23 protein-coding genes, 2 pseudogenes and 1 riboswitch are annotated in these 24,523 nt (G+C 74.2%); of the genes and pseudogenes, 14 read left to right on the forward strand and 11 right to left on the reverse strand.

What is annotated here, in order from left to right; all coding sequences use genetic code 11:
- Window positions 1-180 (reverse strand): annotated as a pseudogene (locus AB0947_RS15920) (cytochrome ubiquinol oxidase subunit I); the annotation flags it as partial.
- 106 nt (window positions 181-286) lie between these two features.
- On the opposite strand from AB0947_RS15920, the pseudogene AB0947_RS15925 reads away from it, so the two are divergent.
- Window positions 287-781, forward strand: a pseudogene (locus tag AB0947_RS15925) (sigma-70 family RNA polymerase sigma factor); the annotation flags it as partial.
- A gap of 211 nt (window positions 782-992) precedes the next feature.
- The gene (locus AB0947_RS15930; protein ID WP_366750932.1) at window positions 993-1,967 is read left to right on the forward strand and encodes a CU044_5270 family protein; all 975 of its coding nucleotides are present in this window, start codon (window positions 993-995) and stop codon (window positions 1,965-1,967) included.
- A gap of 424 nt (window positions 1,968-2,391) precedes the next feature.
- Here the strand turns inward: AB0947_RS15930 and AB0947_RS15935 are convergent, their stop codons facing one another.
- Window positions 2,392-3,240 (reverse strand): bifunctional 5,10-methylenetetrahydrofolate dehydrogenase/5,10-methenyltetrahydrofolate cyclohydrolase, encoded by an 849-nt coding sequence (locus AB0947_RS15935; protein ID WP_366750933.1) that lies wholly within the window; start codon window positions 3,238-3,240, stop codon window positions 2,392-2,394.
- A 26-nt stretch (window positions 3,241-3,266) separates the two neighbouring features.
- Window positions 3,267-3,347: riboswitch (ZMP/ZTP riboswitch) on the reverse strand.
- An 81-nt stretch (window positions 3,348-3,428) separates the two neighbouring features.
- Window positions 3,429-3,794 carry a nuclear transport factor 2 family protein gene (locus AB0947_RS15940; protein ID WP_366750934.1) on the reverse strand — a complete coding sequence of 122 codons (366 nt, stop codon included), beginning with the start codon at window positions 3,792-3,794 and terminating at the stop codon, window positions 3,429-3,431.
- A gap of 188 nt (window positions 3,795-3,982) precedes the next feature.
- Here AB0947_RS15940 and AB0947_RS15945 point away from each other — a divergent pair, with 188 nt between their 5' ends.
- The 5 genes from AB0947_RS15945 (at window position 3,983) to AB0947_RS15965 (ending at window position 8,104) form a co-directional block, all read left to right on the forward strand.
- Entirely contained in the window at window positions 3,983-4,285 is a 303-nt protein-coding gene (locus AB0947_RS15945) for a hypothetical protein (RefSeq protein ID WP_366750935.1), read from the forward strand.
- Between the two features lie 190 nt (window positions 4,286-4,475).
- Entirely contained in the window at window positions 4,476-5,564 is a 1,089-nt protein-coding gene (locus tag AB0947_RS15950; RefSeq protein ID WP_366750936.1) for an S-(hydroxymethyl)mycothiol dehydrogenase, read from the forward strand.
- Window positions 5,564-6,193, forward strand: a complete 630-nt coding sequence (locus tag AB0947_RS15955; RefSeq protein WP_366750937.1) for an MBL fold metallo-hydrolase — start codon at window positions 5,564-5,566, stop codon at window positions 6,191-6,193. The genes AB0947_RS15950 and AB0947_RS15955 overlap by 1 nt, the downstream gene beginning before the upstream one ends.
- A gap of 152 nt (window positions 6,194-6,345) precedes the next feature.
- Window positions 6,346-7,260, forward strand: a complete 915-nt coding sequence (locus AB0947_RS15960) for an SDR family oxidoreductase (protein ID WP_366750938.1) — start codon at window positions 6,346-6,348, stop codon at window positions 7,258-7,260.
- 52 nt (window positions 7,261-7,312) lie between these two features.
- Window positions 7,313-8,104: an SDR family NAD(P)-dependent oxidoreductase gene (locus AB0947_RS15965; protein ID WP_366750939.1), complete on the forward strand. Its 792-nt coding sequence runs from the start codon at window positions 7,313-7,315 to the stop codon at window positions 8,102-8,104.
- 3 nt (window positions 8,105-8,107) lie between these two features.
- Here AB0947_RS15965 and AB0947_RS15970 read toward each other — a convergent pair whose 3' ends face one another.
- The gene (locus tag AB0947_RS15970) at window positions 8,108-9,496 is read right to left on the reverse strand and encodes a pyridoxal-dependent decarboxylase (RefSeq protein WP_366750940.1); all 1,389 of its coding nucleotides are present in this window, start codon (window positions 9,494-9,496) and stop codon (window positions 8,108-8,110) included.
- A 202-nt stretch (window positions 9,497-9,698) separates the two neighbouring features.
- On the opposite strand from AB0947_RS15970, the gene AB0947_RS15975 reads away from it, so the two are divergent.
- Window positions 9,699-10,394, forward strand: a complete 696-nt coding sequence (locus AB0947_RS15975) for a L,D-transpeptidase family protein (RefSeq protein WP_366750941.1) — start codon at window positions 9,699-9,701, stop codon at window positions 10,392-10,394.
- A gap of 15 nt (window positions 10,395-10,409) precedes the next feature.
- On the opposite strand, the gene AB0947_RS15980 is transcribed toward AB0947_RS15975, so the two are convergent.
- Window positions 10,410-11,612, reverse strand: coding sequence for a Gfo/Idh/MocA family oxidoreductase (locus AB0947_RS15980; RefSeq protein ID WP_366750942.1), 1,203 nt, complete (start codon window positions 11,610-11,612; stop codon window positions 10,410-10,412).
- A 140-nt stretch (window positions 11,613-11,752) separates the two neighbouring features.
- Here AB0947_RS15980 and AB0947_RS15985 point away from each other — a divergent pair, with 140 nt between their 5' ends.
- The gene (locus tag AB0947_RS15985; protein ID WP_366750943.1) at window positions 11,753-12,901 is read left to right on the forward strand and encodes an ROK family transcriptional regulator; all 1,149 of its coding nucleotides are present in this window, start codon (window positions 11,753-11,755) and stop codon (window positions 12,899-12,901) included.
- Between the two features lie 142 nt (window positions 12,902-13,043).
- Complete coding sequence (locus AB0947_RS15990) at window positions 13,044-13,229, forward strand: hypothetical protein (protein ID WP_171150422.1); 186 nt, start codon at window positions 13,044-13,046, stop codon at window positions 13,227-13,229.
- A gap of 74 nt (window positions 13,230-13,303) precedes the next feature.
- Here AB0947_RS15990 and AB0947_RS15995 read toward each other — a convergent pair whose 3' ends face one another.
- Together AB0947_RS15995 and AB0947_RS16000 are read right to left on the reverse strand one after the other, a co-directional pair.
- A complete protein-coding gene (locus AB0947_RS15995) occupies window positions 13,304-14,680 on the reverse strand; it encodes a S1 family peptidase (protein WP_366750944.1) in 1,377 nt (458 codons plus the stop codon).
- A gap of 138 nt (window positions 14,681-14,818) precedes the next feature.
- Window positions 14,819-15,649 carry an SAM-dependent methyltransferase gene (locus tag AB0947_RS16000; protein WP_366750945.1) on the reverse strand — a complete coding sequence of 277 codons (831 nt, stop codon included), beginning with the start codon at window positions 15,647-15,649 and terminating at the stop codon, window positions 14,819-14,821.
- 203 nt (window positions 15,650-15,852) lie between these two features.
- Here AB0947_RS16000 and AB0947_RS16005 point away from each other — a divergent pair, with 203 nt between their 5' ends.
- Complete coding sequence (locus AB0947_RS16005; RefSeq protein WP_366750946.1) at window positions 15,853-16,239, forward strand: PPOX class F420-dependent oxidoreductase; 387 nt, start codon at window positions 15,853-15,855, stop codon at window positions 16,237-16,239.
- A gap of 261 nt (window positions 16,240-16,500) precedes the next feature.
- Here the strand turns inward: AB0947_RS16005 and AB0947_RS16010 are convergent, their stop codons facing one another.
- Window positions 16,501-16,917: a zinc ribbon domain-containing protein gene (locus tag AB0947_RS16010; RefSeq protein WP_366750947.1), complete on the reverse strand. Its 417-nt coding sequence runs from the start codon at window positions 16,915-16,917 to the stop codon at window positions 16,501-16,503.
- A gap of 157 nt (window positions 16,918-17,074) precedes the next feature.
- The gene (locus tag AB0947_RS16015) at window positions 17,075-17,791 is read right to left on the reverse strand and encodes a TetR family transcriptional regulator (RefSeq protein WP_366750948.1); all 717 of its coding nucleotides are present in this window, start codon (window positions 17,789-17,791) and stop codon (window positions 17,075-17,077) included.
- A gap of 300 nt (window positions 17,792-18,091) precedes the next feature.
- Here AB0947_RS16015 and AB0947_RS16020 point away from each other — a divergent pair, with 300 nt between their 5' ends.
- Complete coding sequence (locus AB0947_RS16020; protein ID WP_366750949.1) at window positions 18,092-18,934, forward strand: hypothetical protein; 843 nt, start codon at window positions 18,092-18,094, stop codon at window positions 18,932-18,934.
- A 45-nt stretch (window positions 18,935-18,979) separates the two neighbouring features.
- On the opposite strand, the gene AB0947_RS16025 is transcribed toward AB0947_RS16020, so the two are convergent.
- Both AB0947_RS16025 and AB0947_RS16030 read right to left on the reverse strand, forming a co-directional pair.
- Entirely contained in the window at window positions 18,980-19,288 is a 309-nt protein-coding gene (locus AB0947_RS16025; RefSeq protein WP_366750950.1) for a hypothetical protein, read from the reverse strand.
- Window positions 19,289-19,544: 256 nt separating this feature from the next.
- The gene (locus tag AB0947_RS16030; protein ID WP_366750951.1) at window positions 19,545-20,129 is read right to left on the reverse strand and encodes a DUF488 domain-containing protein; all 585 of its coding nucleotides are present in this window, start codon (window positions 20,127-20,129) and stop codon (window positions 19,545-19,547) included.
- Window positions 20,130-20,439: 310 nt separating this feature from the next.
- Here AB0947_RS16030 and AB0947_RS16035 point away from each other — a divergent pair, with 310 nt between their 5' ends.
- A complete protein-coding gene (locus AB0947_RS16035; RefSeq protein ID WP_366750952.1) occupies window positions 20,440-22,224 on the forward strand; it encodes an N-acetylglutaminylglutamine amidotransferase in 1,785 nt (594 codons plus the stop codon).
- Complete coding sequence (locus tag AB0947_RS16040; protein ID WP_366750953.1) at window positions 22,221-24,440, forward strand: prolyl oligopeptidase family serine peptidase; 2,220 nt, start codon at window positions 22,221-22,223, stop codon at window positions 24,438-24,440. Before AB0947_RS16035 ends, AB0947_RS16040 begins: the two co-directional genes overlap by 4 nt.
- The last annotated feature ends 83 nt before the right edge of the window (window positions 24,441-24,523 follow it).

Raw genomic sequence — 24,523 nt, forward strand, 5'->3', positions numbered from 1 at the left:
GAACTGCTCGTTCGACATGAACTGCAGGCCCGGCCGGGCCAGCTCGGCGCGCATCAGCAGCGCCATCACGCCACCGATCAGGAAGAACGCGAACGCTGTGACCAGATACAGCGTGCCGATCGTCTTGTGATCGGTGCTGGTGAGCCACTGCACGGCTCTGGTGTCTCGGATCCTCTTCACGCCCCGCCTGTGTCCGCGCCCCGCCCGCGGGTCACACTCGGGGGACGCGAGGAACATCACGACAGGAGGGTGTGACGATCCGGCCAGTGCCGGACACGAACCGGGCATGAGCAACGACGAGATCTTCGCCGCTGCCTATCGCGAGCACTACTGGGCGGTCAGCCGTTATGTCGCCAGGCGGCTCCAGGGGCGGACCGACGAGGTGGAGGAAGTGGTGGCGGAGGTGTTCACGGTCGCCTGGCGACGCCGGGCCGACCTGCCGGCCGCGCCGCTGCCCTGGCTGTACGGGGTGGCCCGGAACTGCCTGGCCAACGCGGTACGCGGTTACGGGCGCCGGCGCCGGCTGGTGCACCGGCTGGGCAACGACGAGGCGGCGCACGGCCGGCACATCGAGGCGGGCCCCGACACGGAGGCGCCGGGCGCCTGGGTGCACGAGGCGCTGGACCGGCTGTCCCCGGCCGACCAGGAGATACTGCGCCTCGCCGCCTGGGAGGAACTCGGCGCCGAGGAGATCGCGGTCGCCCTCGGCTGCGGACGCCGCGCGGCAGCCATGCGCCTCCACCGCGCCCGCCGCCGCCTGCGCACGGAGATCGACCACCTGAGCGCTGCGGCACCGCCGTTCGGGCCGCGCCCGAGCCCCGCGGCGCCGCCGCCCGGGGCACCGGCCGAGGTGTCCTCCGGGGAACCGCCGCGCGAAGCGCTGCCCGCGCCGTGCCCCGGCGGACCGCTGCCCGACGGCGACGCCCGTCCCGGCCGGCGGACCTCCCGTCCCGCGCCCACCACCGACGCGACGCTGCGCAAGGACCCCCGACATGCCTGACGAACTCGAACTCCTCCGGCTCGCCAACCCCGTACCGGACGACGGGCCGTACTTCGGCGACGGGCCCCTGGACCAGCGCGCCGAGTGGCGGCTGGAGCGGCTGCTGGGCCGGCCCCGCGCGCCGCGCCGCGCCCCCCGCGCCCGGCTGCTGTGGGGCCTCGCGGCCACGGGCGTCGTACTGGCGACCGCCCTCGCCGCGCTGGTCGGCGGGCCGAACACCCCGCCGGCCCTCGCCGCGCCCCGGCCGCTGGCCGTCCGCGCCGACTCCCCGCCCGTCCCGCTGACGCAGCTCGCCGAACTGGCCGCGACCGCCGCCGCCGACGGCTCGCCGCGCCTGCGCAAGGGCACGCACGTGCAGTCGTGGAGCCTGAGCATGGCCGACGGCAAGCCGCCCGTCACCCTGCCCGAGGAGAGGGTCGTGCGCTGGCGCGCGGACCACAGCCACACCGAGCTGGTCGTGGCGACCGACCCGCGCCGTCCGGGCCGCCCGGTCCTCACCGACGAGGGCGGGGACCCTCGCGTGGTGGCCGACGGCCACGTCCTCAGCCGGGCCACCTACCCGCCGAGCTGGAGCGACGCCCCGCCCGAGGCGCCACCGCCGCACACCCCGGCCGCCCTGCGCGCCTACCTGGCCGAGACCGTCCGTACCGACTCCCTGGACACCCCCGGGCTCCTCGACGCCGTCGCGACGCTGCTGGACCACTGGACGCTGGGCGCGCGCGAGTCCGCGGCACTGGTCAGGGTCCTCGCGGACGCCAAGGGGCTGCGGGCCGCGGGACAGGTGACCGACCGCCTCGGCCGCCCCGGGCAGGCCTACGTGTACGAGGGCGGGGGCGGCCGGCGGATGCTGATCCTCGACCCGCGCACCGGCACCGTCCTCGGCCTGGAGACCACCTTCACCCGCGACGCCCCCGAGTACGGCGTCACGGCGGGGGACGTCATGGACTACAGCGCCTGGCTGCGCTGACCGGTGCCGGGTGCTGCTCGGCGCCGCCCCCGGGCCACCGCCGGGCGTCGCCGGACGACCCCGGGCGGCGGGTCACTGGCAGGCGTTGCCGGGCAGCCGGCGGGTCGCCGCCTGGCGCCTGCTGCCGCCCGGGTCGGCCCAGCCGGCGGGCGCCGCTTCTCGGTGGTCCCTGCCGTCCAGCGCGGCTCGGCCCGCCGCCCGGCGCCGCCCCACGGGCCACCGCCGGGCGTCGCCGGACGACCCCGGGCGGCGGGTCACTGGCAGGCGTTGCCGGGCAGCCGGCGGGTCGCCGCCTGGCGCCTTCTGCCGCCCGGGTCGGCCCAACCGGCTGGCGCCGGCCGGTGCCGCTTCTCGGTGGTCCCTGCCGTCCAGCGCGGCTCGGCCCGCCGCCCGCGGGAATCCGTGCCGTCCAGTCCAGCCGGCCCTACACCCCCAGCTGCCGGGCGGCCGCCGTCACCGTTTGGTCCAGGAGCGTGGCGATCGTCATCGGGCCGACGCCGCCCGGTACCGGGGTGATCAGCGAGGCCCGCTCCACGGCCGAGTCGAAGTCGACGTCGCCGACGTTCCCCGGGTTGTAGCCCGCGTCGACGACGACCGCGCCCGGCTTGATGTCCTGCCCCCGGATCAGCCGCGGCCGGCCGACCGCGGCCACGACGATGTCGGCCTCGCGGACCACGGCCGAGAGCTCGCGGGTGCGCGAGTGGCAGTAGGTGACGGTCGCGTCCCGGGCGAGCAGCAGCATGCCCACCGGCTTGCCGAGGATCGCGCTGCGGCCGACCACCACGGCCCGCTTCCCGGCCGGGTCGACTCCGTACTCGTCGAGCAGCCGCAGGATGCCGCCCGGCGTGGCGGAGACGAAGCCCGGCAGCCCGAAGCTCATCGCGGCGAACGACGCGAAGGTGACACCGTCGACGTCCTTCTCGGGCGCGATCGCCTCGAACGCGGCCCGCTCGTCGACGTGGTCGCCCACCGGGTGCTGGAGCAGGATGCCGTGCACCCCCGGATCGGCCGACAACTCCCGCAGCGTCGAGACGAGTTCACCGGTCGTGGTGGTCGCGGGCAGGGCGACGTGCCGGGACTCGATGCCGGCCTTGCGGCTGCGGTTCTGCTTCATCCGGACGTACGTCACGGACGCAGGGTCCTCGCCGACCAGCACGGTCGCCAGACACGGCGCGGTACCGGTGCGCTCGGTGAGGGCGGCGGCCCTCTCCGCGGTGTCCTCGACGATGCGGCGCGCGGGCGCGGTGCCGTCCATCAGACGGGCCTGGGTCATGCTGCACACTCCTGGGCTGGATCGGCTCTCCTCGCCCAGGCGCGCGGCAACCAGCGCGGACCGCTCCCCGGTGGTACTCCACCTCAGCGCCAGTCACGGCCCGCGTACAGCGTAACCGAGGGTGCGTACGGCCTCCCGGCCCCGACCCCGCTCGGCCTCCTTCCCGCTCCCGCCGTACCCGGCCGGGGCTACTCGTCCCAGGCCTGGATGATCAGCTGATCCGAGATCTTGCCGTCCCGCAGGGTGACCATCGACTCGGCGAGGACCCGGGTGCCGTCCCCGTACTCGCAGGACTCGCAGTAGGCCGCGTGGTCGCCCTGGACGACGCACCGGTCCAGCCTGTGCGTCATGTCGCGGCTGTAGACGTCGTCCAGCAGTTCGGCGATCTGGCCCCGGCCGTGCAGGACCGTGGGGTGACTGGGCTGGTTGTTGCGGTCGACGATGCGGATCTCCGCGTCGTCCGCGTAGAGCGACAGAAGGTTGTTGCCGGTGTTGCCCTCGATGGCCCGGCGCAGTGTGTCGGTGTCGAAGGCGGACCCCGCCGCGGTACCCATGGTGACCTCCTTCAGGTGCCCGTGTGGTCCAGGCGCCGTGCGGTCCGGCCAGGAGCGGGCCGCACGGGCCCACCTCCGAGACTCCTCCGCCCGGGCGGCCCCGGCAAGCCCGGCCGCGCGCTCCACCTCACGGGTGAGCGCGGCCCGCCGCCCGTGTCCGCCCGGGGCCCGGCGCCGTTGCTGAGGGCATGATCTCAACACGACGTATCGCCGCCGCCGTCGGTCTGGCCGCCGGGATCGCCGGCCTCGCCGTACCCCAGGCGAACGCGGCAGGAGCGGGCGTACCGCTCGTCGGGAAGCTCGGCGCGCTGAGCACGCTCGACTCGCTCGCCGTCAGTGACCTCCCGGCGGAGCAGCGGGGCCGGGTGCCGCGGGTCACCGAACAGGTGCAGGAGCTGAAGCACCTCCAGGAGCTGAACCAGCTCAACCAGGTGGAGCAGGTCCTCGCGCCCGCCGCGCCGCTGCTCGGTCTGGCCGGCGCCATCCACTGATCCCGCCCGCCGGCACGAGGGCCGTCCCGCCGGGGCGGCCCTCACCGCTGCCCGGGCCCGCCGGGCGATGCCCGCGCGCCGGTCCGGGAAGATCCAATAACCTCCTCGTGGTCCGCCCCGCTACCGACCCGCTACGGATCGGTGCCGCGTAGTGTCGGTGGCGAAGGCAAACGAAGGAAGGAACCAGACCATGGCGCAGGAAGTCCGCGGCGTGATCGCACCGGGCAAGGACGAGGCCGTACGGGTCGAGACGATCGTGGTGCCGGACCCGGGGCCCGGCGAGGCCGTCGTACGCGTCCAGGCCTGCGGGGTCTGCCATACCGATCTGCACTACAAGCAGGGTGGCATCTCGGACGACTTCCCCTTCCTGCTCGGCCACGAGGCCGCCGGGGTCGTGGAGTCGGTCGGCGACGGCGTCACCGACGTCGCCCCCGGCGACTTCGTGATCCTCAACTGGCGCGCGGTGTGCGGGCAGTGCCGGGCCTGTCTGCGCGGCCGGCCCTGGTACTGCTTCAACACCCACAACGCGCGGCAGAAGATGACCCTCGCCGCCACCGGCCAGGAGCTGTCCCCGGCCCTCGGGATCGGCGCCTTCGCCGAGAAGACCCTCGTCGCGGCCGGCCAGTGCACCAAGGTCGACCCGGCCGTCTCCCCGGCGGTCGCGGGCCTCCTCGGCTGCGGGGTGATGGCCGGTATCGGCGCGGCGATCAACACCGGGAACGTCGGCCGGGGCGACTCGGTCGCCGTCATCGGCTGCGGCGGTGTCGGCGACGCGGCGATCGCCGGGTCGAACCTGGCCGGAGCGGCGAAGATCATCGCCGTGGACATCGACGACCGCAAGCTGGAGAAGGCCCGCACGCTGGGCGCCACCCACACGGTCAACTCCAGGGAGAACGACCCGGTCGAGGCGATCCGCGAGCTGACCGGAGGCTTCGGCGCCGACGTCGTCATCGAGGCCGTCGGCCGCCCGGAGACGTACCGGCAGGCCTTCTACGCCCGTGACCTGGCCGGCACCGTGGTCCTCGTCGGCGTCCCCACCCCCGAGATGAAGCTCGAACTGCCCCTGCTGGACGTCTTCGGCCGCGGCGGCGCCCTGAAGTCCTCCTGGTACGGCGACTGCCTGCCCAGCCGGGACTTCCCCATGCTGATCGACCTGCACCTGCAGGGCCGCCTGCCGCTCGACGCGTTCGTCACCGAGACGATCCAACTGGACCAGGTGGAGCAGGCGTTCGAGCGGATGCACCACGGTGACGTGCTGCGTTCGGTGGTGGTGCTGTGATGGCCGCGCGCATCGAACGCCTCGTCACCTCGGGTCAGTTCACCCTCGACGGCGGCACCTGGGACGTGGAGAACAACGTCTGGATCGTCGGCGACGAGCGCGAGGTGATCGTCATCGACGCCGCCCACGACGCCGAGGCCATCGCCCGCGCCGTCGGCGACCGCCGGCTGACCGCGATCGTGTGCACGCACGCCCACAACGACCACGTCAACGCGGCACCGGAACTCGCCGACCGCACCGGCGCGACGATCTGGCTGCACCCGGACGACCTGGCGCTGTGGAAGCAGACCCACCCGCACCGCGACCCCGACCGGCACCTCCTCGACGGCCAGGTCATCGAGGCCGCCGGCGCCGACCTCACCGTCCTGCACACCCCGGGGCACGCACCCGGCGCCGTCTGCCTGTACGACCCGGGCCTGGGCGCCGTGTTCACGGGCGACACCCTCTTCAAGGGCGGCCCCGGGGCCACCGGGCGCTCCTACTCGCACTTCCCGACCATCATCGACTCCCTCCGCGACCGCCTCCTCACCCTCCCGCCGGAGACCAAGGTCCTCACCGGGCACGGGGACGGCACCACCATCGGCGACGAGGCCCCCCACCTGGAGGAGTGGATCGCCCGCGGCCACTGACCACGGCCGCCACCGCGCCCCCGCCGCCACCGGGTCCGGTGGCGGCACATCGCGGGGCTCGGCGTAAAAGCCGACAGAAGATGTCCGGCTTCCCGGCGACAGTGGGCGACGACAACAGTCGCAGCGCAGTCGTACCGCACGGGAGGCCGGACATGTCAGGACCGCTGGAAGGCAAGGTGGCGCTGGTCGCCGGGGCGACCCGGGGCGCCGGGCGGGGCATCGCCGTCGAACTCGGCGCGGCCGGCGCCACCGTCTACGTCACCGGCCGCAGCACCCGCGCCCGCCGCTCGGAGTACGACCGCCCCGAGACCGTCGAGGACACCGCCGACCTCGTCACCGCGGCCGGCGGGCAGGGCATCGCCGTGGCCGTCGACCACCTCGACCCGACCGCCGTACGCGCCCTGGTGGACCGCGTCGCGGCCGAGCGGGGCCGCCTCGACGTCCTCGTCAACGACATCTGGGGCGGTGAGAACCTCTTCGAGTGGGACACCCCCGTGTGGGAGCACGACCTCGACAACGGGCTCCGCCTGCTCCGCCTCGCGGTCGAGACCCACGCCGTCACCAGCCACTACGCCCTGCCGCTGCTGCTGCGGCACCCCGGCGGCCTGGTCGTGGAGGTCACCGACGGCACCGCCGAGTACAACCGCGGCACCTACCGGGTGAACTTCTTCTACGACCTCGCCAAGACCTCCGTCCTGCGCATGGCCTTCGCCCTCGGCCACGAACTCGGCCCGCGCGGCGCCACCGCCGTCGCCCTCACCCCGGGCTGGATGCGCTCCGAGATCATGCTCGACGCGTTCGGCGTCCGCGAGGAGAACTGGCGGGACGCCCTGGCGCGGGAACCCCACTTCGCCATCTCCGAGACCCCCCGCTTCACCGGCCGGGCCGTCGCGGCCCTGGCCGCCGATCCGGACGTGTCCCGGTTCAACGGGCGGTCGCTCTCCAGCGGCGGCCTCGCCCGGGTGTACGGCTTCACCGACCTCGACGGCAGCCGGCCGGACGCCTGGCGGTACCTGGTCGAGGTGCAGGACGCGGGCAAGCCGGCGGACGTCACCGGCTACCGGTGAAACCGGGTGCCGGACCGGTGAAAGCGCGCCCGGGTGGCCGTACCGTCGGCCCATGACTGATCCGACTCGCTTCGCAGGACACGGAGTTCTCGTGACGGGCGGCGCCCGCGGCATCGGTGCGGCCGTCGCCCGGCGCCTCGCCGAGGAGGGCGGCCGGGTGCTGGTCACCGACCGGGACCCGGCCGCGGCGGAAGGGACCGCCTCCGCGCTGCGCCGACAGGGCCTCGCCGCCGAGGCGTTCGCCTGTGACGTGGCCGACCGCGCCTGCGTCGAGGCGGCCGTCGCCCACGCCGTCGCCGCGTTCGGCTCGCTCGACGTGCTGGTCAACAGTGCCGCCCACTGCACCGCGGACACACCGCTGTTCGAGGACGACCCCGACGAGGCGTGGGCGCGCGACCTCGACATCACCCTCACCGGCGCCTACCGCTGCTGCCGCGCCGCCCTGCCGCACCTCGCCGCCACCGGACGCGGCGCGATCGTCAGCATCGGCTCCGTCAACGGCGCGCAGGACTTCGGCAACCACGGCTACAGCGCCGCCAAGGCCGGCCTCGGCTCGCTCACCCGCACCCTCGCCGGGCACGCGGCGCCCCGGGGCGTGCGGGTCAACCTGGTCGTGCCGGGCACGGTCCGCACCTCGGCGTGGGAGGGGCGCGACGACGAACTCGACGCGGTCCGCCCCCTGTACCCGCTCGGCCGGGTCGGCGAGCCGGAGGACATCGCCGCCGCCGTCGCCTTCCTCGCCTCGCGCGACGCCGCCTGGATCACCGGGACCTCCCTCGTCGTCGACGGCGGGCTCACCGCCGTCAACACCGGCTTCCGCGCGGCCGTGCGGCACACCTCCTGACCCTCAGCCCGAGGCCGCGGCGAGCACGGCGAGCACCCGGTCCGTGTCGGCCTCGGTGGTCCGCCAGTTGCTGAACGCGGCGCGCAGCCCGGGCACCCCGCCGTACACCGTCGGCGTCACGTACGCCTCCCCGGACGCGGCGACCGCCCGGGCCAGCGCCGCCACCCGTTCCGCGGACGGGTCCGTGGCGAGGGTGAAGCACACGACGTTGAGCCGGACCGGAGCCAGCAGGGTGAGGCCCGGCAGCGCGTCGACGCCCGCGCCGAGCCGGCGGGCCAGCGCCACGTTCCGCTCCACGACCTCCCGGTGCCCGTCCCGCCCGTACGCCACCAGCGAGAACCAGGCCGGCAGGGCGCGCAGCCGGCGCGAGTTCTCCGGCGTCAGATGCAGGAAGTCGGGGTCGGTGCCGGGCAGGCCGAGGTACGGCGAGGCGTTGTGGAACACCGCCACCTGCAGATCGCGCCGCCGGGTGAACTGGACGGCCGCGTCATAGGGGACGTTCAGCCACTTGTGCAGGTCCACGCAGACCGAGTCGGCCGCGTCGAGCCCGTCGACCAGCGCGGCGTGTTCCGGGGACAGCGCGGCGAAGGCGCCGAACGCCGCGTCCACGTGCAGCCAGAAGTCGTAGCGCTCCTTCAGCGCCGCGACGGCCCGCAGATCGTCGAAGTCGACGGTGTTCACCGTGCCCGCGTTCGCGACGACCAGCACCGGCCGGCCACCGGCCCCGGCCAGCGCCGTCTTGAGCGCGGACACGTCGACGGCCTCCCGGCCACCGGGCAGCAGCGGCACCGGCCGCAGCCGGTCCCGGCCCAGGCCCAGCACCGACATCGCCTTCCCGATGCTGGAGTGCGGGCTGCCGGAGAGCACGTCGAGCGGCCCCAGCGCGGCGGCGCCCGCCCGGGAGACGTCCACGCCCAGCCGCTCGCCGGCCCACTCCCGGCCGATCGCGAGACCGACCGTGTTCGCCATGGCCGCGCCCGTCACGAACGCCCCGCTGTGCGCCTCGCCGAGCCCGAACAGCTCGCGCAGCCACGCCACCGTCTCCCGCTCCAGCTCCTGCGCCCAGGAACCGCCCGCCCCGGACAGGTTCTGGTCGAGGGCGGAGGTCAGCCAGTCACCGGCGACCGCCGCGGGGGTGGCGCCGCCGGTGACGAAGCCGAGGTAGCGCGGACCGGCGGAACCGGAGAAACCGGGCGCCCACCGTTCGGCGAACCGGGCGAGGGCGCGGTCACCGCCCACGCCCGCGGCCGGGAGCGGGTCCCGCCCGGGCACCGGTCCGGGCGCGGCGACCGGCCGCCCGGCGAGCCCCGCCACCTCCCGGACGGCGAGATCACGGGCGGCCTGGAGCAGTTCGGGGAGCCGGGCGAGGTCGTCGGCGAGAACAGGGTCCATGCGGCGCAGCGTAGAGGGTCACCGCGCACCGGCCGGGGCGCCGTACGGCCGGAAGTTCACCGTTTCGTCACAGCCTGACCGGAACCACAACCATCCCCGGCCGGGCCGGGTCTAGTAGTCCGACATCGCGGGAATCGCGCTGGAGAGCACCGGGGGAGGCCCGGGCGGACGAAACGGGCAAAGGGGAAGGGGAGAGGCTGACATGGGGGTCATACGCAGACGAGGTGCGGTCGCGCTGGGCGTCACGGGACTGGTGGCGCCGCTGGCGCTCGCGTTCACCGCGACGCCGGCCCAGGCCGCGAGCTGCACCACGCGGACGGGGCCGTACCAGAAGCAGGTGGAGAAGTTCCTGGGCCGGCCGGTCGACGGCAAGCAGTCCGCCACCGACTGCAAGGCCGTTCAGGCCTTCCAGAACAAGCACGGCATCACGCCGAACATCGGCTACGCCGGTCCCGTCACCTGGGGCGTGATGGACCTGATGAACAAGCAGAAGGCCGTCGGGAACAAGCCGAACAAGGACGGCAAGTGCCCGGTGAACAAGGGCCGCATCGCCTGCGTGAACCTCACGCTCCAGCTCAGCTGGATCCAGGACGGCAACCGGCTCGTCTACGGCCCGGTGCCGGTGCGCACCGGGCGCGACGGCTACGAGACCCGCACCGGCCTGAAGAAGATCTACTGGCGGGACATCGACCACGTCTCCACCCTCTACAACGTGCCGATGCCCTACAGCCAGTTCTTCGACGGCGGCCAGGCCTTCCACTCGGTGGGTCTGAGCATGTGGAACCCGCCCGGTTCGCACGGCTGCGTCAACATGACCACCGCGACGGCCAAGAAGTACTGGTCGCTGCTGAAGAACGGTGACGACGTCTTCGTCTACGGCCGCAAGCCCGGCACCTGAGCCCGCCGGGACCGGTCACGCCTCCGGCGCGTCCCCGAAGTCGGGGATCTCCAGCCGGACACCGCCCTGCCGTGCCGATTCGTGCGCGATGACGCCCGGCAGGGTGTAGCGGGCGGCCACCCACGCGTTCACCGACGGCAGCGTCCGCGTGGTGACGGCGGTGACGAAGTCGTCCACGAGGAAGTGGTGGCTGCCCTCGTGCCCGTTGTGCAGGTGGTCGAACTCCCGTGGCAGCCGTGACCGGTCGTGCACCGGCGCCGAGCCGGAGGTGAAGGCCGCGCGCAGCTCCGGCGCGATGTGCGCCAGCGAGGGGTCGTCGGGGGCCAGGGTCGGCTTCGGCTCCAGCAGCTCGCTGATGTCCTCGACCCCCTTCTTGTCCTGCCACAGCGCCACCGTCGCCAGCTGTTCCATGCTGGCCTCCGTCCCGAAGAACCGGAACCGGGACTCGCGGATGTGCGAGGGGTAGCCGACCCGCCGGAACTCGTTCGTACGGAACGATCCGCCGCCCGCCACCTCGAACAGCGCGGTCGCGTTGGACACGTCGTTGTCGAACTGGCTGACCGAACGGTCGAAGACGCCGTCGCCGCGCTCGTCGCGCACCCCGATCGCGGACACGCTCACCGCGTGCGTCTGCCAGGCCCCGAGCACCCCGCCCACCGCGTGCGTCGGGTACAGCAGCGGGGGATAGCTGGCGGTCGCCTTCCAGTTCTCGCCGCCGCTGTACTGGTAGGCCTCGTAGAACCCGAGGTCCATGTCGTGGACGTAGTCGCCCTCGGCGTAGAACAGCCGGCCGAAGGCGCCCGCCGCGATCTGGTTGCGGGCGTGCACGGTCGCCGGGTGGTAGTGGCTGGTCTCGCCCATCATGTACGTCAGCCCGGTCGCCCGGACCGCGTCGATGATCGCGGCCATCTCCTCCACGGTGATCGCCATGGGGACGGCCGAGTAGACGTGCTTGCCCGCGGCCAGTCCCTGGAGGACCAGCGGTCCGTGGGTCCAGCGCTGGGTGAAGATCGCGACCGCGTCGACCGCCGGCGACTCCAGCATCGCCTCGTACGACGGGAACGTGCCCGCGAGCCCCTGTGCGGCGACGAGCCGCTCGGCCCGCTCGGGCAGCAGGTCGGTGACATAGACGTCACCGACTCCGGGATGGGCGTGGAAGATGGTGGCGAACTGCCCGGAGAACTGTCCGGCGCCGACGATACCGAGGGAGAAGGTCATGTGGATTACTTTCGCCACGGAATAATTCGACCGTCAAGAGCCGGGTGAGATCTGCTCGCATCCGCTGTCCTGTGTGAGACGTCCGCGTATGCTGACCCGGTTACTTCTGCACCGGAAGAAAACCAGAGAGGTTCGCTGCCATGACCAGCTGGCTGCCGCTGAGCCCCGCGGAGCGCTCCGTGGCCATCGAGGTGCTGGTGCACGGCCCGCTGTCCCGCACCGAGCTGGCCCGCAGGCTGCGCCTCTCCCAGGGCAGCCTCACCCGGCTCACGAAACCGCTCATCGAGTCCGGGCTGCTGGTGGAGGCCGCCGAGGGGGGCGGGGCGGGCGAGAACCGCCAGGGGCGGCCGTCACGGCCCCTCGACATCGTCGCCGAGTCCCGCTCCTTCCTCGGATTCAAGATCACCGCCGACCGGGTCTACGGCGTCGTCACCAGCCTGCGCAGTGAGGTGACCGGCCGGCTGGACCGGCCGCTGACCACGCATGACCCGGACGCCGTCGCCGCGCTGCTGGCGGAGATGGCCACCGAACTGGCCGGACGCCACCCCGCCCCGGCGGGCATCGGCATCGGCGTGGGCGGACGGGTGCGGGAGCGTGCGGTGGTCGGCGAGTCGGCCTTCCTCGGCTGGCGGGACGTACCGCTCGGCACGCTCGTGCGGGAGCGCACCGGGCTGCCGGTCGTCGTGGAGAACGACGTCGCCGCCCTGGTGGAGGCCGAGACCTGGTTCGGCGCGGGCCGGGGACTCGACCGCTTCGCCGTGCTGACCATCGGCGCCGGCATCGGCTACGGGCTGGTGCTCGGCGGCAGCCGGGTGCCGTACGACGAGGAGGACCGCGGCTTCGGCCGGCACTGGATCATCGACCCGTACGGCCCGCTCACCCCCGAGGGCGCCCGCGGCAGCGCCACGTCGTTGCTCAGCATCCCCAGCATCCGCTACCAGGTGCGCGCCGCCACCGGCCGGGACGTCGGCTACGAGGAGATCCTCGCCGCTGCCGCCGCCGGTGAGCCCATGTCCTCCCGGGTCGTCGACGAGGCCGCCCGGGCCCTGGGCACCCTGGTCGCGCAGATCGCCAACTTCGCGCTGCCGCAGAAGATCCTGCTCGCCGGAGAGGGCGTCGGCCTGATGGACGTGGCGGGGAACACGGTCCGCGACACCATCCGCTCCCACCGGCACCCGCTGGCCGCCCCGGTCGACCTGGAGACGAAGGTGTCCGACTTCCACGACTGGGCGCGCGGCGCCGCCGTGCTGGCCATCCAGGTGCTGGTGCTGGGCCGGACCGGGGGCTGAGCCGGAACGGGCCGGGGGGACGGGGGAGCGGCACGGGCAGTGAATTCCCGCTTCCGGTTGACACATTGACGTGATGAGTAACACGGTCCGGAATGTCCGTATAGCGGGCACTTACTCACAGCGCCTTCACTTCGATCGGCATATGCTTCACAGCATGTCCACCACTGTTGAAGCCGTCTCCGAGCGATCGGCCGCGGAGGTCAACGAGGAGATCCGGGCCCTGTGGCGCCGGTCGGGCGGGACACTGACCACCGAGCAGCGCGCGGAGTACCAGCGGCTCGTGATGGAGTGGGCCGCCGCGGCCCCGCGACCGCACCGGGCTGCCTGACCGACCCCGCGCCGAACCGTCCCGGGCATCCGTGAACACACGGGTGCCCTTCTCATCGTTCTCCCCGGCCTCCCTCAGCCCCACGTCGCCGAGTAGTACCGCTGATACGCCTTGCGGTCCTGCTCGGCCCGGATGTAACGGGTCGCCACCAGGGCGATCAGACTGCCCGCGATGACCAGCAGCCCCGGCCCGACGTTCCGGGTGTCCGTCAGCCGCGCCAGCGGAGTGCCGCCCTGCGACGCGCCCGTGACCGGCGCCGAGGAGCCCGGCGAGGCCGCGTTCGGCGCCATCGCGCCCTGGGCCGCCGAAGCCGCGGGCGCGGGGGAGGAGGTGCCGCCCGGGGCGCCGCCCGCGTTCTGCGCCGACACGAGCAGCCGGACCCCGAGCGCCGTCAGCGCCTTGCTCACCGGCTGGAAGAACGTGGTCCCGCCCGCCGTGCAGTCTCCGTTCCCGCCCGAGGTGACGCCGAGCGCGATGCCCTCGGAGAACAACGGGCCGCCGCTGTCGCCCGGTTCGGCGCACACGGTGGTCTCGATGAGCCCGGTGACCGTGCCCTCCGGGTAGTTGACGGTCGCGTTCAGCGCCGTGACCTGGCCGTCGTGCAGACCGCTGGTGCTGCCGCTGCGGAACACCCGCTGCCCCACCGCCGGATCGGCGGCCCCCGTGATCCGCACCCCCTTGCCCCCGCCGATCGCGACGACGTCGGCGCCCGCGCCGGCCTTGCCGCCGGCGTACTGCACGAGCGAGAAGTCACTGCCCGGGAAGGAACTGCTGACCGTCCGGCCGAGTTGCTGGTCCCCCTGGTTGTCGGCGAACCAGGTGGACCCGGCGGGCCCGCAGTGGCCGGCGGTCAGGATGAAGTCCGACCGCCCATCGGTGACATTGAACCCGGCCGAGCAGCGGCCGCCCGTCGACAGGATCGGCTGCGCGCCGTTCAGCCGCGTGGTGAACGTGCCCTTCGTGCGCTCCATGTGCACGAAGCTGCCGATCCCCGTGGCGACCCGGGTCAGCCGCGACCAGTCCCCGGCCGACACGGTGCGGTCCGCCCGCACCACGACCCGGTTGGTCCGGTAGTCCACCGCCCAGGCCGTGCCCGGCACGCGCGGAGCCGAACGCAGGGCCGCCGTCGCCGACTTGAGCTCGTTCATGCTGTGCGACACGACCTTCGGCTCCGCCCCGGCCCGCCGCACCTCCCGCGCCGCGGCCTGGTCGGTCACCGCGACGACCGTACGCCCGTCGGCGCCGATCCAGTCGCCCGCCGTACGGGCCGTGCCGAGCCGTGCCACCAGTGCGGCGCCGGTACCGCCCGTGGCGGCGAGCGGTCTGGCGGCGGCGGGCGGTGTCTCGCTCGCCATGGCCGCCTGGGCGACCATCGCGCCCCCCAGGAGGAGTCCGCCGACCGCCGCCAGCCGTGTCACTCGCCGGACGACCCGTCGTCGTGCGTGCCGCATGCATGGCTCCCGAAGCCGAACCCGAACGCGCGCTGCCCGTACCGGCACCGCGAGGCCCCCGGATCGTCGAGGGCCCGCTCCTCCATACGGGGGCCGGGGCCACGGCGTTCACCGGCGCCGGTGAACTGCCGTGCGCGGTCAGTTCTTGCGGGCCACCCCGCCGAACATGGCGACCTCCTCCGGCTCGGCCCCGTCGCCGCCCTCCGGGCGCCACCGCGAGCAGGACACCACTCCCGGCTCCAGCAACTCCAGGCCGTCGAAGAACCGGACCACGTCCTCGGGGGTGCGCTGCTTCAGCTTCGGGGTGCCGTGCTCGTTCCAGAACTTCACCGCCTCGTCCACGTCCGGCATCGACGGGCTGGTGATGGTGTGCGACAGCACCAGGTGGCTGCCCGCCGGGAGCCGGTCCGTCAACTGCCGTACCAGGCCGTACGGGTCCTCCTCGTCGCCGATGAAGATGACCACCCCGAGCAGCATCAGCGCCACCGGCTGACTGAAGTCCAGTGTCTTCGCCGCGTGTTCGAGGATGGCGTCGACGTTGCGCAGGTCCTCGTCCAGGTAGTCGGTACGGCCCTGCGGAGTGCTGGTCAGCAGGGCGCGCGCGTGCGCGAGGACGAGCGGGTCGTTGTCGACGTACACGATCCGGGACTCCGGCGCGATCCGCTGCGCCACCTCGTGCGTGTTGTCGGCGGTGGGCAGCCCGGTGCCGATGTCCAGGAACTGCCGGATGCCCACCTCGCCGACCAGATGGCGCACCGCGCGGCCGAGGAAGAGCCGGTCGGCGCGCGCGTACTCCCCGATGCCCGGGTGCAGCCGGCGGATCTGGTCGCCGGCCGCGCGGTCGACCTCGTAGTTGTCCTTGCCGCCGAGCCAGTAGTTCCAGATCCGGGCGGTGTGCGGCTGGCCGGTGCTGATGCGGGAGCGCAGCGACGCGGCCACGTCGTCGGCGGCTGCCGGGTTGTCGGTCACGTGGGTCAGCTCCTGGGTGCCTGAAGGGATGCCTGAGGGGTGTCCGGCGAAGACGCCTGACGGGGACTGCACCGTGCAAGACGCAATCTAGACGCCCGAGTTGATCTCCGCCGCCCGGTCCGGGTTTCTCCGCCGGGAGCCGGCGGGCTTGCCCGCGTGCACCGGGCTTCGCCGGGCAGGGGCCGCTCTCCTACACTGCGGGCATGGACGACACGCGGCTCGACCGGCTCGGGTCCGGCACGTACCTGCTGGTGACCAGCTACCGGAAGAACGGCAGGCCCGTCGCGACCCCGGTCTGGGTGGTACGGGACGGCGACGCGCTCGGGGTGTGGACGGCGGCCGGCAGCGGGAAGGTCAAGCGGATCCGGCGCCGCCCGGACGTCCTCGTCGGCCCGTGCGACGTGCGCGGCAACCCGACCGGCGACCAGGTGCCCGCCACCGCCGAGATCGCCGATCCGGCCACCACCGCCCGCTACCGGGGCCTGATCGCCCGCAAGTACGGCCTCCTCGGCCGCCTCACCCTGCTGGGCAGCCGGCTCCGGCGCGGCCTGGACGGCACCGTCGGCCTCCGGGTGACCCTCGGGGACTGAGAGCCACCCGGGACCGGCGCCCTACGACGCGTCCAGCACCGAACCGGACGGTGCGAGGCCCCCGGTCCCCGGCTCCGCGGGCCGTGGGTCGGCCTGCCGGAACAGCACCGGCTCCGGGGACTCCCGCACCCGGTAGCACCCGGCGACCGCCCCCCGGACCGCCTCGACCAGCACGTCGTACGACGCGTCGGTGCCGTACCGGGTGATCTCCTGCGCCCAGCAGCAGGCGGTCCGCTCGCTGCCGGGCAGCCCGGCGGGGGGTCAAGTCCAGGCGCGGTACGGCTCGTCCACGAGCTGGAAGACCGGCTCCCCGCGCACCGGGTCCTTGGCGGTGGACAGCCGCACCCGGTCACCGCTGTGGATGCCGATCGGCGGGCCCATGACCCGGCCCCGGACGACGAACCCCTCGGCCATCTCTATCAGCGACACATTGCGCGCCGCCGGTGAGTTGCGGTGCACCACCGTGGAGTGGCGGACCGTGCCGACGCCCTCGCTGCGCTCCGTGCGCAGCTCACTGCCCTGGCAGACCGGACACAGCAGCCGGTGGTACATCGCGGTGCCGCACCAGGTGCAGCGCTGGAAGAGGATGGCGTCCTTGGAGTCCGTGGCGGCGGGATCGAGAACGCCCGCCGCGGCACCGGCCACCGGGTGCGAGGTGCTTGCTGAGGGGTGGTACACGCTGGTCAACTCCCTGCGCTCGGCCGGAATCCCGCGTGCCCGGGGCGGACCGGACACATGTGTGCGCGGTTGCCGTGCCACCGCGCACGCCGACAGGGTATGGCACTGAGTGTCACTCGTAAAGGCACTCGGTACCCCTAATGACCCCTGTTCCGGGTCAGTCCCGGCCGAGTGCCGCCTCCAGTTCCCGTACCACCCGCCACAGCGGCGCGTCCCGGCGGGACACCAGCACCACCACGTCGTCGGGCCGCCCCGCCTGCGCGCCGGCCGGCACCGGCCCCGGTCGGCCGAACGTCCTCTGCACGTACCCCAGCGCGTGGTCCACCTCGGCCCCCGGGTCACCCTTCCCCTCCGAACGCAGCCAGGAGCGCAGGGCGTTGTTGTGCGCGGCGACGACCGCGGCCGCGATCACGTCGGCGCGCAGCGTGCCGTCGGGCCGGTCCGCGAAACGGGCGCGGAGGTACTCGGCGAGCGCGCGTTCGTAGCGCCACACCACCGACAGCTCGTACGCGCGCAGCCCCGGCACCTGCCGGGTGAGGCGGTAGCGCTGCACGGAGAAGGCCGGGTTCTCGGCGTACATCCGCAGCACCAGCCGGGCCGCGTCGCACACCCGCCGCACCGGCTCGTGTTCGGCGCCGCCGGCCGCGAGGAAGGCGGTCATGTCGGCCAGGCAGCGCTCGTGGTCGGGGAAGACCACGTCCTCCTTGGAGGGGAAGTAGCGGAAGAACGAACGCCGGCCGACCCCGGCCAGGGCCACGATGTCGTCCACGGTGGTCTGCTCGTACCCGCGTTCCAGGAAGAGCCGGAAGGCCGCCGCCACCAGGGCGTCCCGGATCGGCGGCTTCGCGGCCGGCACCGCGCTGCTGGAGCTCATGGACGGGAACGTAGCACCCGGAGCGCGTGCGTGACACTCAGTGCAGCGCGAGCGACCTGTCGGGGGAACTGAGTGCTTTCAGGGCCACCTCCAGGCGGCCCGGCCGGACCACGGGGGCGCTGGGCGCGAGGGGGCGGTGACCGGGGGTGGCCGGAAGCCGCCGTACCCTGCGGCGTAACCTTTCTCCGCCGTCGCCGCCGCCGTCCAGGACGCCGCCGGCACCGGCACCGGCCCCGCACCGCGCCCGCACCACCCACCCGCCCCACGACCGCGGCCCCCGCGCCGCCCCGAGGAGCCCGCATGCCCGCCGCCCGCCCCCGCCTGCTCTACGTCACCGACCTGGCGTACCAGGCGCGCGGGCGCCGCTACTGCGACGAGGACATCCACCTCACCTCCCGGCTGCGCGCCCACTTCGACCTGGCCCTGTGCCATCCGGTGGACGCGGCGGCCCTGATGGACGGCTTCGACGCCGTCGTCGTCCGCAACAGCGGGCCCGTCCTCGGCTACCGCGAGGAGTACGACGCCTTCCGCGCGCGGGCGCTCGCCGCCGGTACCCGGGTGTACAACCCGCTCACCGGGAAGGCCGACATGGCCGGGAAGCAGTACCTGCTCGACCTGACCGCCGCAGGGTTCCCCGTGATCCCGACCGTCGACCGCGCCGAGGACCTGGACCGGCTGCCGGCCGCCGAGCGGTACGTGGTCAAACCGAAGCAGGGCGCCGACTCCCTGGGCCTGCGGATCGTCCCCGCGGACGGCGTCGCGGGACTCGCCACCGCGGACGTCCTGATCCAGCCGTGCGTGGACTTCGCCTACGAGGTGTCCTTCTACTTCGTCGACGACGACTTCCAGTACGCCCTTCACGCCCCCGACCCCGAGCGCCGCTGGGAGCTGCGGCCGTACCAGGCCACCGCCGCCGACCTGGAGTTCGCCCGCCGGTTCATCGACTGGAACGACCTCGGCCACGGCATCCAGCGCGTCGACGCCTGCCGCGCCGCGGACGGAAGCCTGCTGCTGGTCGAACTGGAGGACCTCAACCCCTACTTGTCCCTCGACGCGCTCCCGGAGGAGGCCAGGGACGCCTTCGTCACCGCGTTCACCGCGTCCCTGAGCCGGTTCGCGCGGGGAGCGCTGATCCCGGCCTGACGGTGATCGGCGCCCAGCCCGGCACCTCGCCCCCCGACGTGCCCCTCAGGGCCGGGGGTTGGTGCGGTGCCACCGGGGCCGGGCGTCAGGGCCGCGGCGCCCGGCCACGGACGCGCAGCGCGGGCACACGCGCCGCACCCGGTCCGCCGCGCCCCCGGACTCCGGGAAGGTGTCCGCCCAGCCGACGTGCGGGAAGCGCGTCAGCCGGGAGCGGCTGAGGGAGAGTCCGCAGACGGTCTGGTTCAGACCCGGTTCCCACGCGTGGACCTCGCCGGCGGGCAGCCGGCGCCGGCCGTCCTCCTCGTCGGTCCACTGTCCGGAGGCGGCGACGGCGTACCGCTTGGGGCGTCCCATGGCGTGCTCCGGAGCCGGTCAGCCGGCCGTGACGGCGACGCGCGGCCGTCCGGTGCGGCCGGTGCGGAGACCCGCGGCGGCCCCGTGTGCCGGGGGCCGAGCGGGCAGGACGCGGGAACGCTCGTGGTCGGTCATCGTGGCACCGTCCTCCGATCGGCTGGACCGCACTCCGCGTGCCCCGCCGGGCGCCCGCCACACCCGCGCGGCGCGGGCGGCCCCGCGGGCCCGGGACGCCGCGCCTCTCGGGCGGGGGGCCTCACTCCGCCGCCCGAGGACCGTCGTCGTAGACCAGCAGGCCGTCACCGCGGAGGCGGACACCGGGCGTCGGGCTGTGCGGCGTGAGGCGGCCGTCGTGCATCAGGTGCAGGACGCTCGCCCCGCGGGCCAGGACGGCGAAGTCGGCGATCAGCCGCCGGTGGCATCTCCACCACACCGCCTCGCTGCACATCACCGCGGTACGCTCCCCGCCCGCCTGCCGCAGCACGCCGTCCATCGCGGTCAGGAACTCCGCACTGCGGGTGTGAGCGGCGTAGCCCCGGAAGGACTCGTTGCGCCAGACGGTGTCCGGTGAGTCCGGCGGGGGCCTGCGCCAGCCGCCCAGCCGCCGCTCCCAGCGGTAGGCGATCCGCTCCTCGGGCAGCCACTCGGCCAGCCGCTGCCGCGACAGGTCCGGGTCGCGGCGACTGCCCGGTGCGGTCCTGACGTCCACGACGGCGGCGACGCCGGCTTCCCGCAGGAGCTCCGCCAGCGCCGTCCGGCCGGCCGTGCCGTGCCCGAAGGTGATCAGCTCCGGGCCCGAGCCGGGGGTCCCGCCCACGGGATCGGTCGGGACAGGGTTCATACACCGAGTGCACCACGTGCGGGCGCGCCGGGTGCGCGGGGTGGGGCTTACCTGCTCAGGGCGTGGGCACTCGAACACGGCACAAGCCGCCGCAGCCGCCCGGTGCCGGCCCGTGTGCGTCCGTGTTCCCCGAAGACGTCCGGGCGCCGGTCCGGCCCGCGTGCGCTGCGGCACGTCGGCGGTGGCAGTCGCCGCATCGGCGAGCCGCGCGACACGTCCTGTCGTCTACGGAAGGGAACGTCATGTATCGCAGTACCGCCCAGCTCCGCGCCGGAGGGTATGCCGGCGCGCCGGACGGAGGCGGGGCGTCATGTGCGGTCTGAGCGGGGAGGTCCGCTTCGACGGACGGTCGCCCGATCTCGCGGCGGTCGAGCGCATGACGGAGCGCCTCGCCGACCGCGGACCCGACGGGCAGGGCACCTGGAGACGGGGCGCGGTGGCCCTGGGACACCGCCGCCTGAAGATCATCGACCTGTCGGACAGCGGGGCCCAGCCGATGACGGACGCCCGGGGCGAGGTCACCGGCGTCTTCAACGGTTGCATATACAACTACCCGGAGCTGCGGGAGGAACTGCGCCGCCTAGGGCACCGCTTCGAGTCGACGTCGGACACCGAGGTGGTCCTCAACGCCTACCGGCAGTGGGGGACCGCCTGCGTGGAGCGCTTCCGCGGCATGTTCGCCTTCGCGCTCACCGAGCACCGGACCGGCCGCGTCGTCCTCGCCCGGGACCGGCTCGGGATCAAGCCCCTCTACCTGGCGCGGACGCCGGGCCGGCTCCGTTTCGCCTCCACGCTGCCCGCTCTCCTGGCCGCCGGTGACGTGGACACCTCGCTCGACCCGGTGGCCCTGCACCAGTACCTGAGCTGGCACGCCACGGTCGCCGCCCCGCACACCGTCCTCAACGGGGTGCGCAAGCTCCCGCCGGCCACCGTGCGGGTCGTCGAACCGGACGGCACGCACCGGGACCACTGCTACTGGCAGCCGTCCTACACGCGCCGGCCCGAGCACGCCGGCATGACGGCCGACGAGTGGCGGGACGCGGTGCTGGACGCGCTGCGCCTGGCGGTGCGCCGGCGGACGGTGGCCGACGTGCCGGTCGGTGTCCTGCTCTCCGGCGGCCTCGACTCCAGCCTGATCGTCGCGCTGCTGGCCGACGAAGGCCGGCGCGACCTGATGACGTTCAGCGTCGGTTTCGAGGCGGAGGGCGGCGAGGAGGGCGACGAGTTCCGCTACTCCGATCTGGTGGCCCGGGAGTTCGACACCGACCACCGCCGGCTGATGGTCCCCTCCGAACGGGTCTCGACGGCCCTGGACGGGGCGTTCGAGGCCATGAGCGAGCCGATGATCAGCCACGACGTGGTCGCCTTCCACCTGCTGTCCGAGCAGGTGTCCAAGGAGGTCAAGGTCGTGCAGAGCGGGCAGGGCGCCGACGAGGTCTTCGCCGGCTACCACTGGTACCCGCAGCTGGCGTCGGTCGCCCGCGAGGACGAGCCGGAGCGGTACGCCGCGACCTACTTCGACCGGTCGCACGCCGACCTCGCCCGGGTCCTGCGGCCCGAGCTGCTGCCCCGCGAGGACGTCTCGGGACGCTTCGTACGGGAGCACATGGCGCGACCGGGCGCGGAGACGGCGCTGGACGCCGCTCTCCGGCTGGACACGCACGTCATGCTCGTCGACGACCCCGTCAAGCGAGTCGACAACATGACCATGGCCTGGGGCCTGGAGGCCCGGGTGCCCTTCCTGGACCACGAACTGGTCGAACTCGCGGCGGCCTGCCCGCCGGAACTGAAACTGGCCGACGGCGGCAAGGGCGTGCTGAAGGAGGCGGGCCGCAAGCTGCTGCCCCACGAGGTCGTCGACCGGCCCAAGGGCTACTTCCCCGTGCCGGCCATCCGGCACATGGCGGGCCCCGTCCTGCGGCGCGTGCGGGAGGCCCTGGAGGCACCGGAGGCCAGGCGCCGCGGCGTGTACCAGGACGCGTACGTGGCGGAGCTCCTCAAGGCGCCCGACGAGCACCGGACCAGGCGGGGCGCGAACGCGCTCTGGCAGATCGCTGTGCTGGAGATATGGCTGCAGACCCACGGAATCACGTGACCGACGACCTGGGCGCGCGGGTGGCGCACGGCCCGGCACCCGCCGTCATCCGCTCCGGACCTCCGGGCCCGGCGGGTGCGGGCCCCGTCCGGTCCCCGGACCGCCGGACCGGGGACGTCCTCGACGCCGCCCGTGCCGCCGCCCCCGCGCCGGTGCCGCTGCCCGAGGCGGGCGGCCCGCGCGACGCGGTGACCCGGCTGCGCGCGCACGGCTGCTGGTACCCCTCCGCGAACGCCGACGGCAGCGAGACGGCGTTCATCTGTGACCGGGGAGGCGTCCCCCAGCTGTGGGCCGGGCCCGTCGACGGCGACGAGGTGCGGCTGCTGGACTCCTCACCGGACCCGGTCAAGGAGGTGTCCTGGTCACCGGACGGCCGGTGGATCGCGTACACCACGGCGCCGGGCGGCGGTGAGCACTCACGGGTGCTCTGCGTGCGGCCCGACGGCACCGGCCGCCGCGTCCTGGCGGGGGCCGACCCGGCCAGCTCCGCCTACCTGGGCTGCTGGGCGCACGACGGCTCGGCCGTCGCCGTCACCGTCGCGGCGCCGGCCGCCGCCGCGTACGGAACCCTCACGACACGGGTCCTGGCGGACTCCGGCCCGGCCGACGGCCTGCTCGCGGGGATGCGCCCGGCGGCCGACTGGGCGGACCGGGACGGTCACGCCACGCTCCTCGGCCCGGCCGCGTACGACGCCGCCTCGGGGGTGGCGCCGGACGGGACGCCGGCCGGCACCACGGCTCCGGCGGCCCGGCCCGACGGCGGCCTGTCGGTCTACCTGATCGATCCCGACGGCCTGGCCTCGCCCGTCCTGCTCACCACCGAGACCCACGCCGCCTCCCTGCGCGTCTGCGACCTCAGCCCCGACGGCGGCCTCGCGCTGCTGCGCCGGGGGCCGCGCGGACGGCGCGAGGCGGTCGTCCTGCGCACCGCCGACTCGGTGACCACCCTCGACATGCCGGTCGCCGACGGCGATCCGTGGATCGGCCGGTTCTCCCCGGACGCGCGGACACTGTGGCTGCGCAGCAACGACGACCGCGAGTACGCCGCCCTCCTCGCGGTCGCCCTCGACGCCGACGGAGGACCGCAGGCGGTGTCGGTCGCGGCGCAGCGCGCGGAAAGCGACCTGGAACTCTTCGCGCTGGCCCAGGACGGCCGCACCGCCGCGCTCGCGTGGAACGTGCGCGGCGCGAGCGAACTGGAACTCGTCGAGACCTTCCCGACGGGACGGACCCCGGACAGCACGGGCCCGGCACGGCCGTTGCCGCTGCCCCACGAGGTCGTCACCCGCGTGACCCCCGCCGGTGCCGGACGCCTGCTGCTCGCGCTGTCGGGGTCGCAGCGCCGCCCGGGCCTGTGGTGGGCCCACGAGGGCGTGTCCCTGCTGCGCACCCCGTGGTCCTCCCAGGACGAGGACGCCGTCCCGCCGGGCCGCCCACCGGTACGCCCCGTCCCCGTGCGGCTGACCGCGCGGGACGGGCTGCCCCTGCACGGCTGGTACTACCGGGCGCCGGGGCGCTCCCCCGACGAACCGGCGCCCTGTGTGATCCACCTGCACGGTGGCCCGGAGGAACAGGAACGCCCGGTGTTCAACCCGCTGTACCACGAGCTGGTCGGGCGCGGCCTGGACGTCTTCGCCCCGGACGTCCGGGGCTCCCTGGGGCACGGCCGCTCGTTCGTCGACGCCGACCTGGGCGCTGGCCGCTTCGCCGCCCTCGACGACGTCGCGGACTGCGCGGTCCACGCGGTCACCGCCGGCCCCGCCGATCCGACGCGGCTCGCGGTCATGGGCCGCTCGTACGGCGGCTACCTCACGTTCGCCTCCCTCGTGTGGCACCCGGACCTGTTCCGCACCGGGGTGGCCGTCTGCGGCATGTCCGACTTCCTCACCTTCTTCGCCGGTACGGAGCCGTGGATCGCGGAATCGGCGGCCCACAAGTACGGCCACCCGGAGCGCGACCGGGAACTGCTGCACGCCCTGTCGCCGATGAGCCGCATCGACGCGCTGCGCGTCCCGGTGCTGGCCGTGCACGGCGAACACGACACCAACGTGCCGCCGGGGGAGTCCCGGCAGTTCGTCCGGGCCGCCCGGGAACGGGGCGTCCACGCGGAACTGCTGACCCTGCGCGACGAAGGGCACGACTTCCTGCGCGCGGACAACCGGCGCCTGTTCCGCCGCGCGGCGGCCGACTGGATGCAACGGCACCTCCATCCGTGAACCCCGTGGGGAGTGCTGAACGGGGCCGCGGCGGGCGCCGTATCTGAGCACGCGGGCCGCAGGAGCCCCGCCCCCGCCGGAGG

The organism is Streptomyces sp. NPDC047841, assembly GCF_040704085.1.
GTDB classification, from domain to species: domain Bacteria; phylum Actinomycetota; class Actinomycetes; order Streptomycetales; family Streptomycetaceae; genus Streptomyces; species Streptomyces argyrophylli.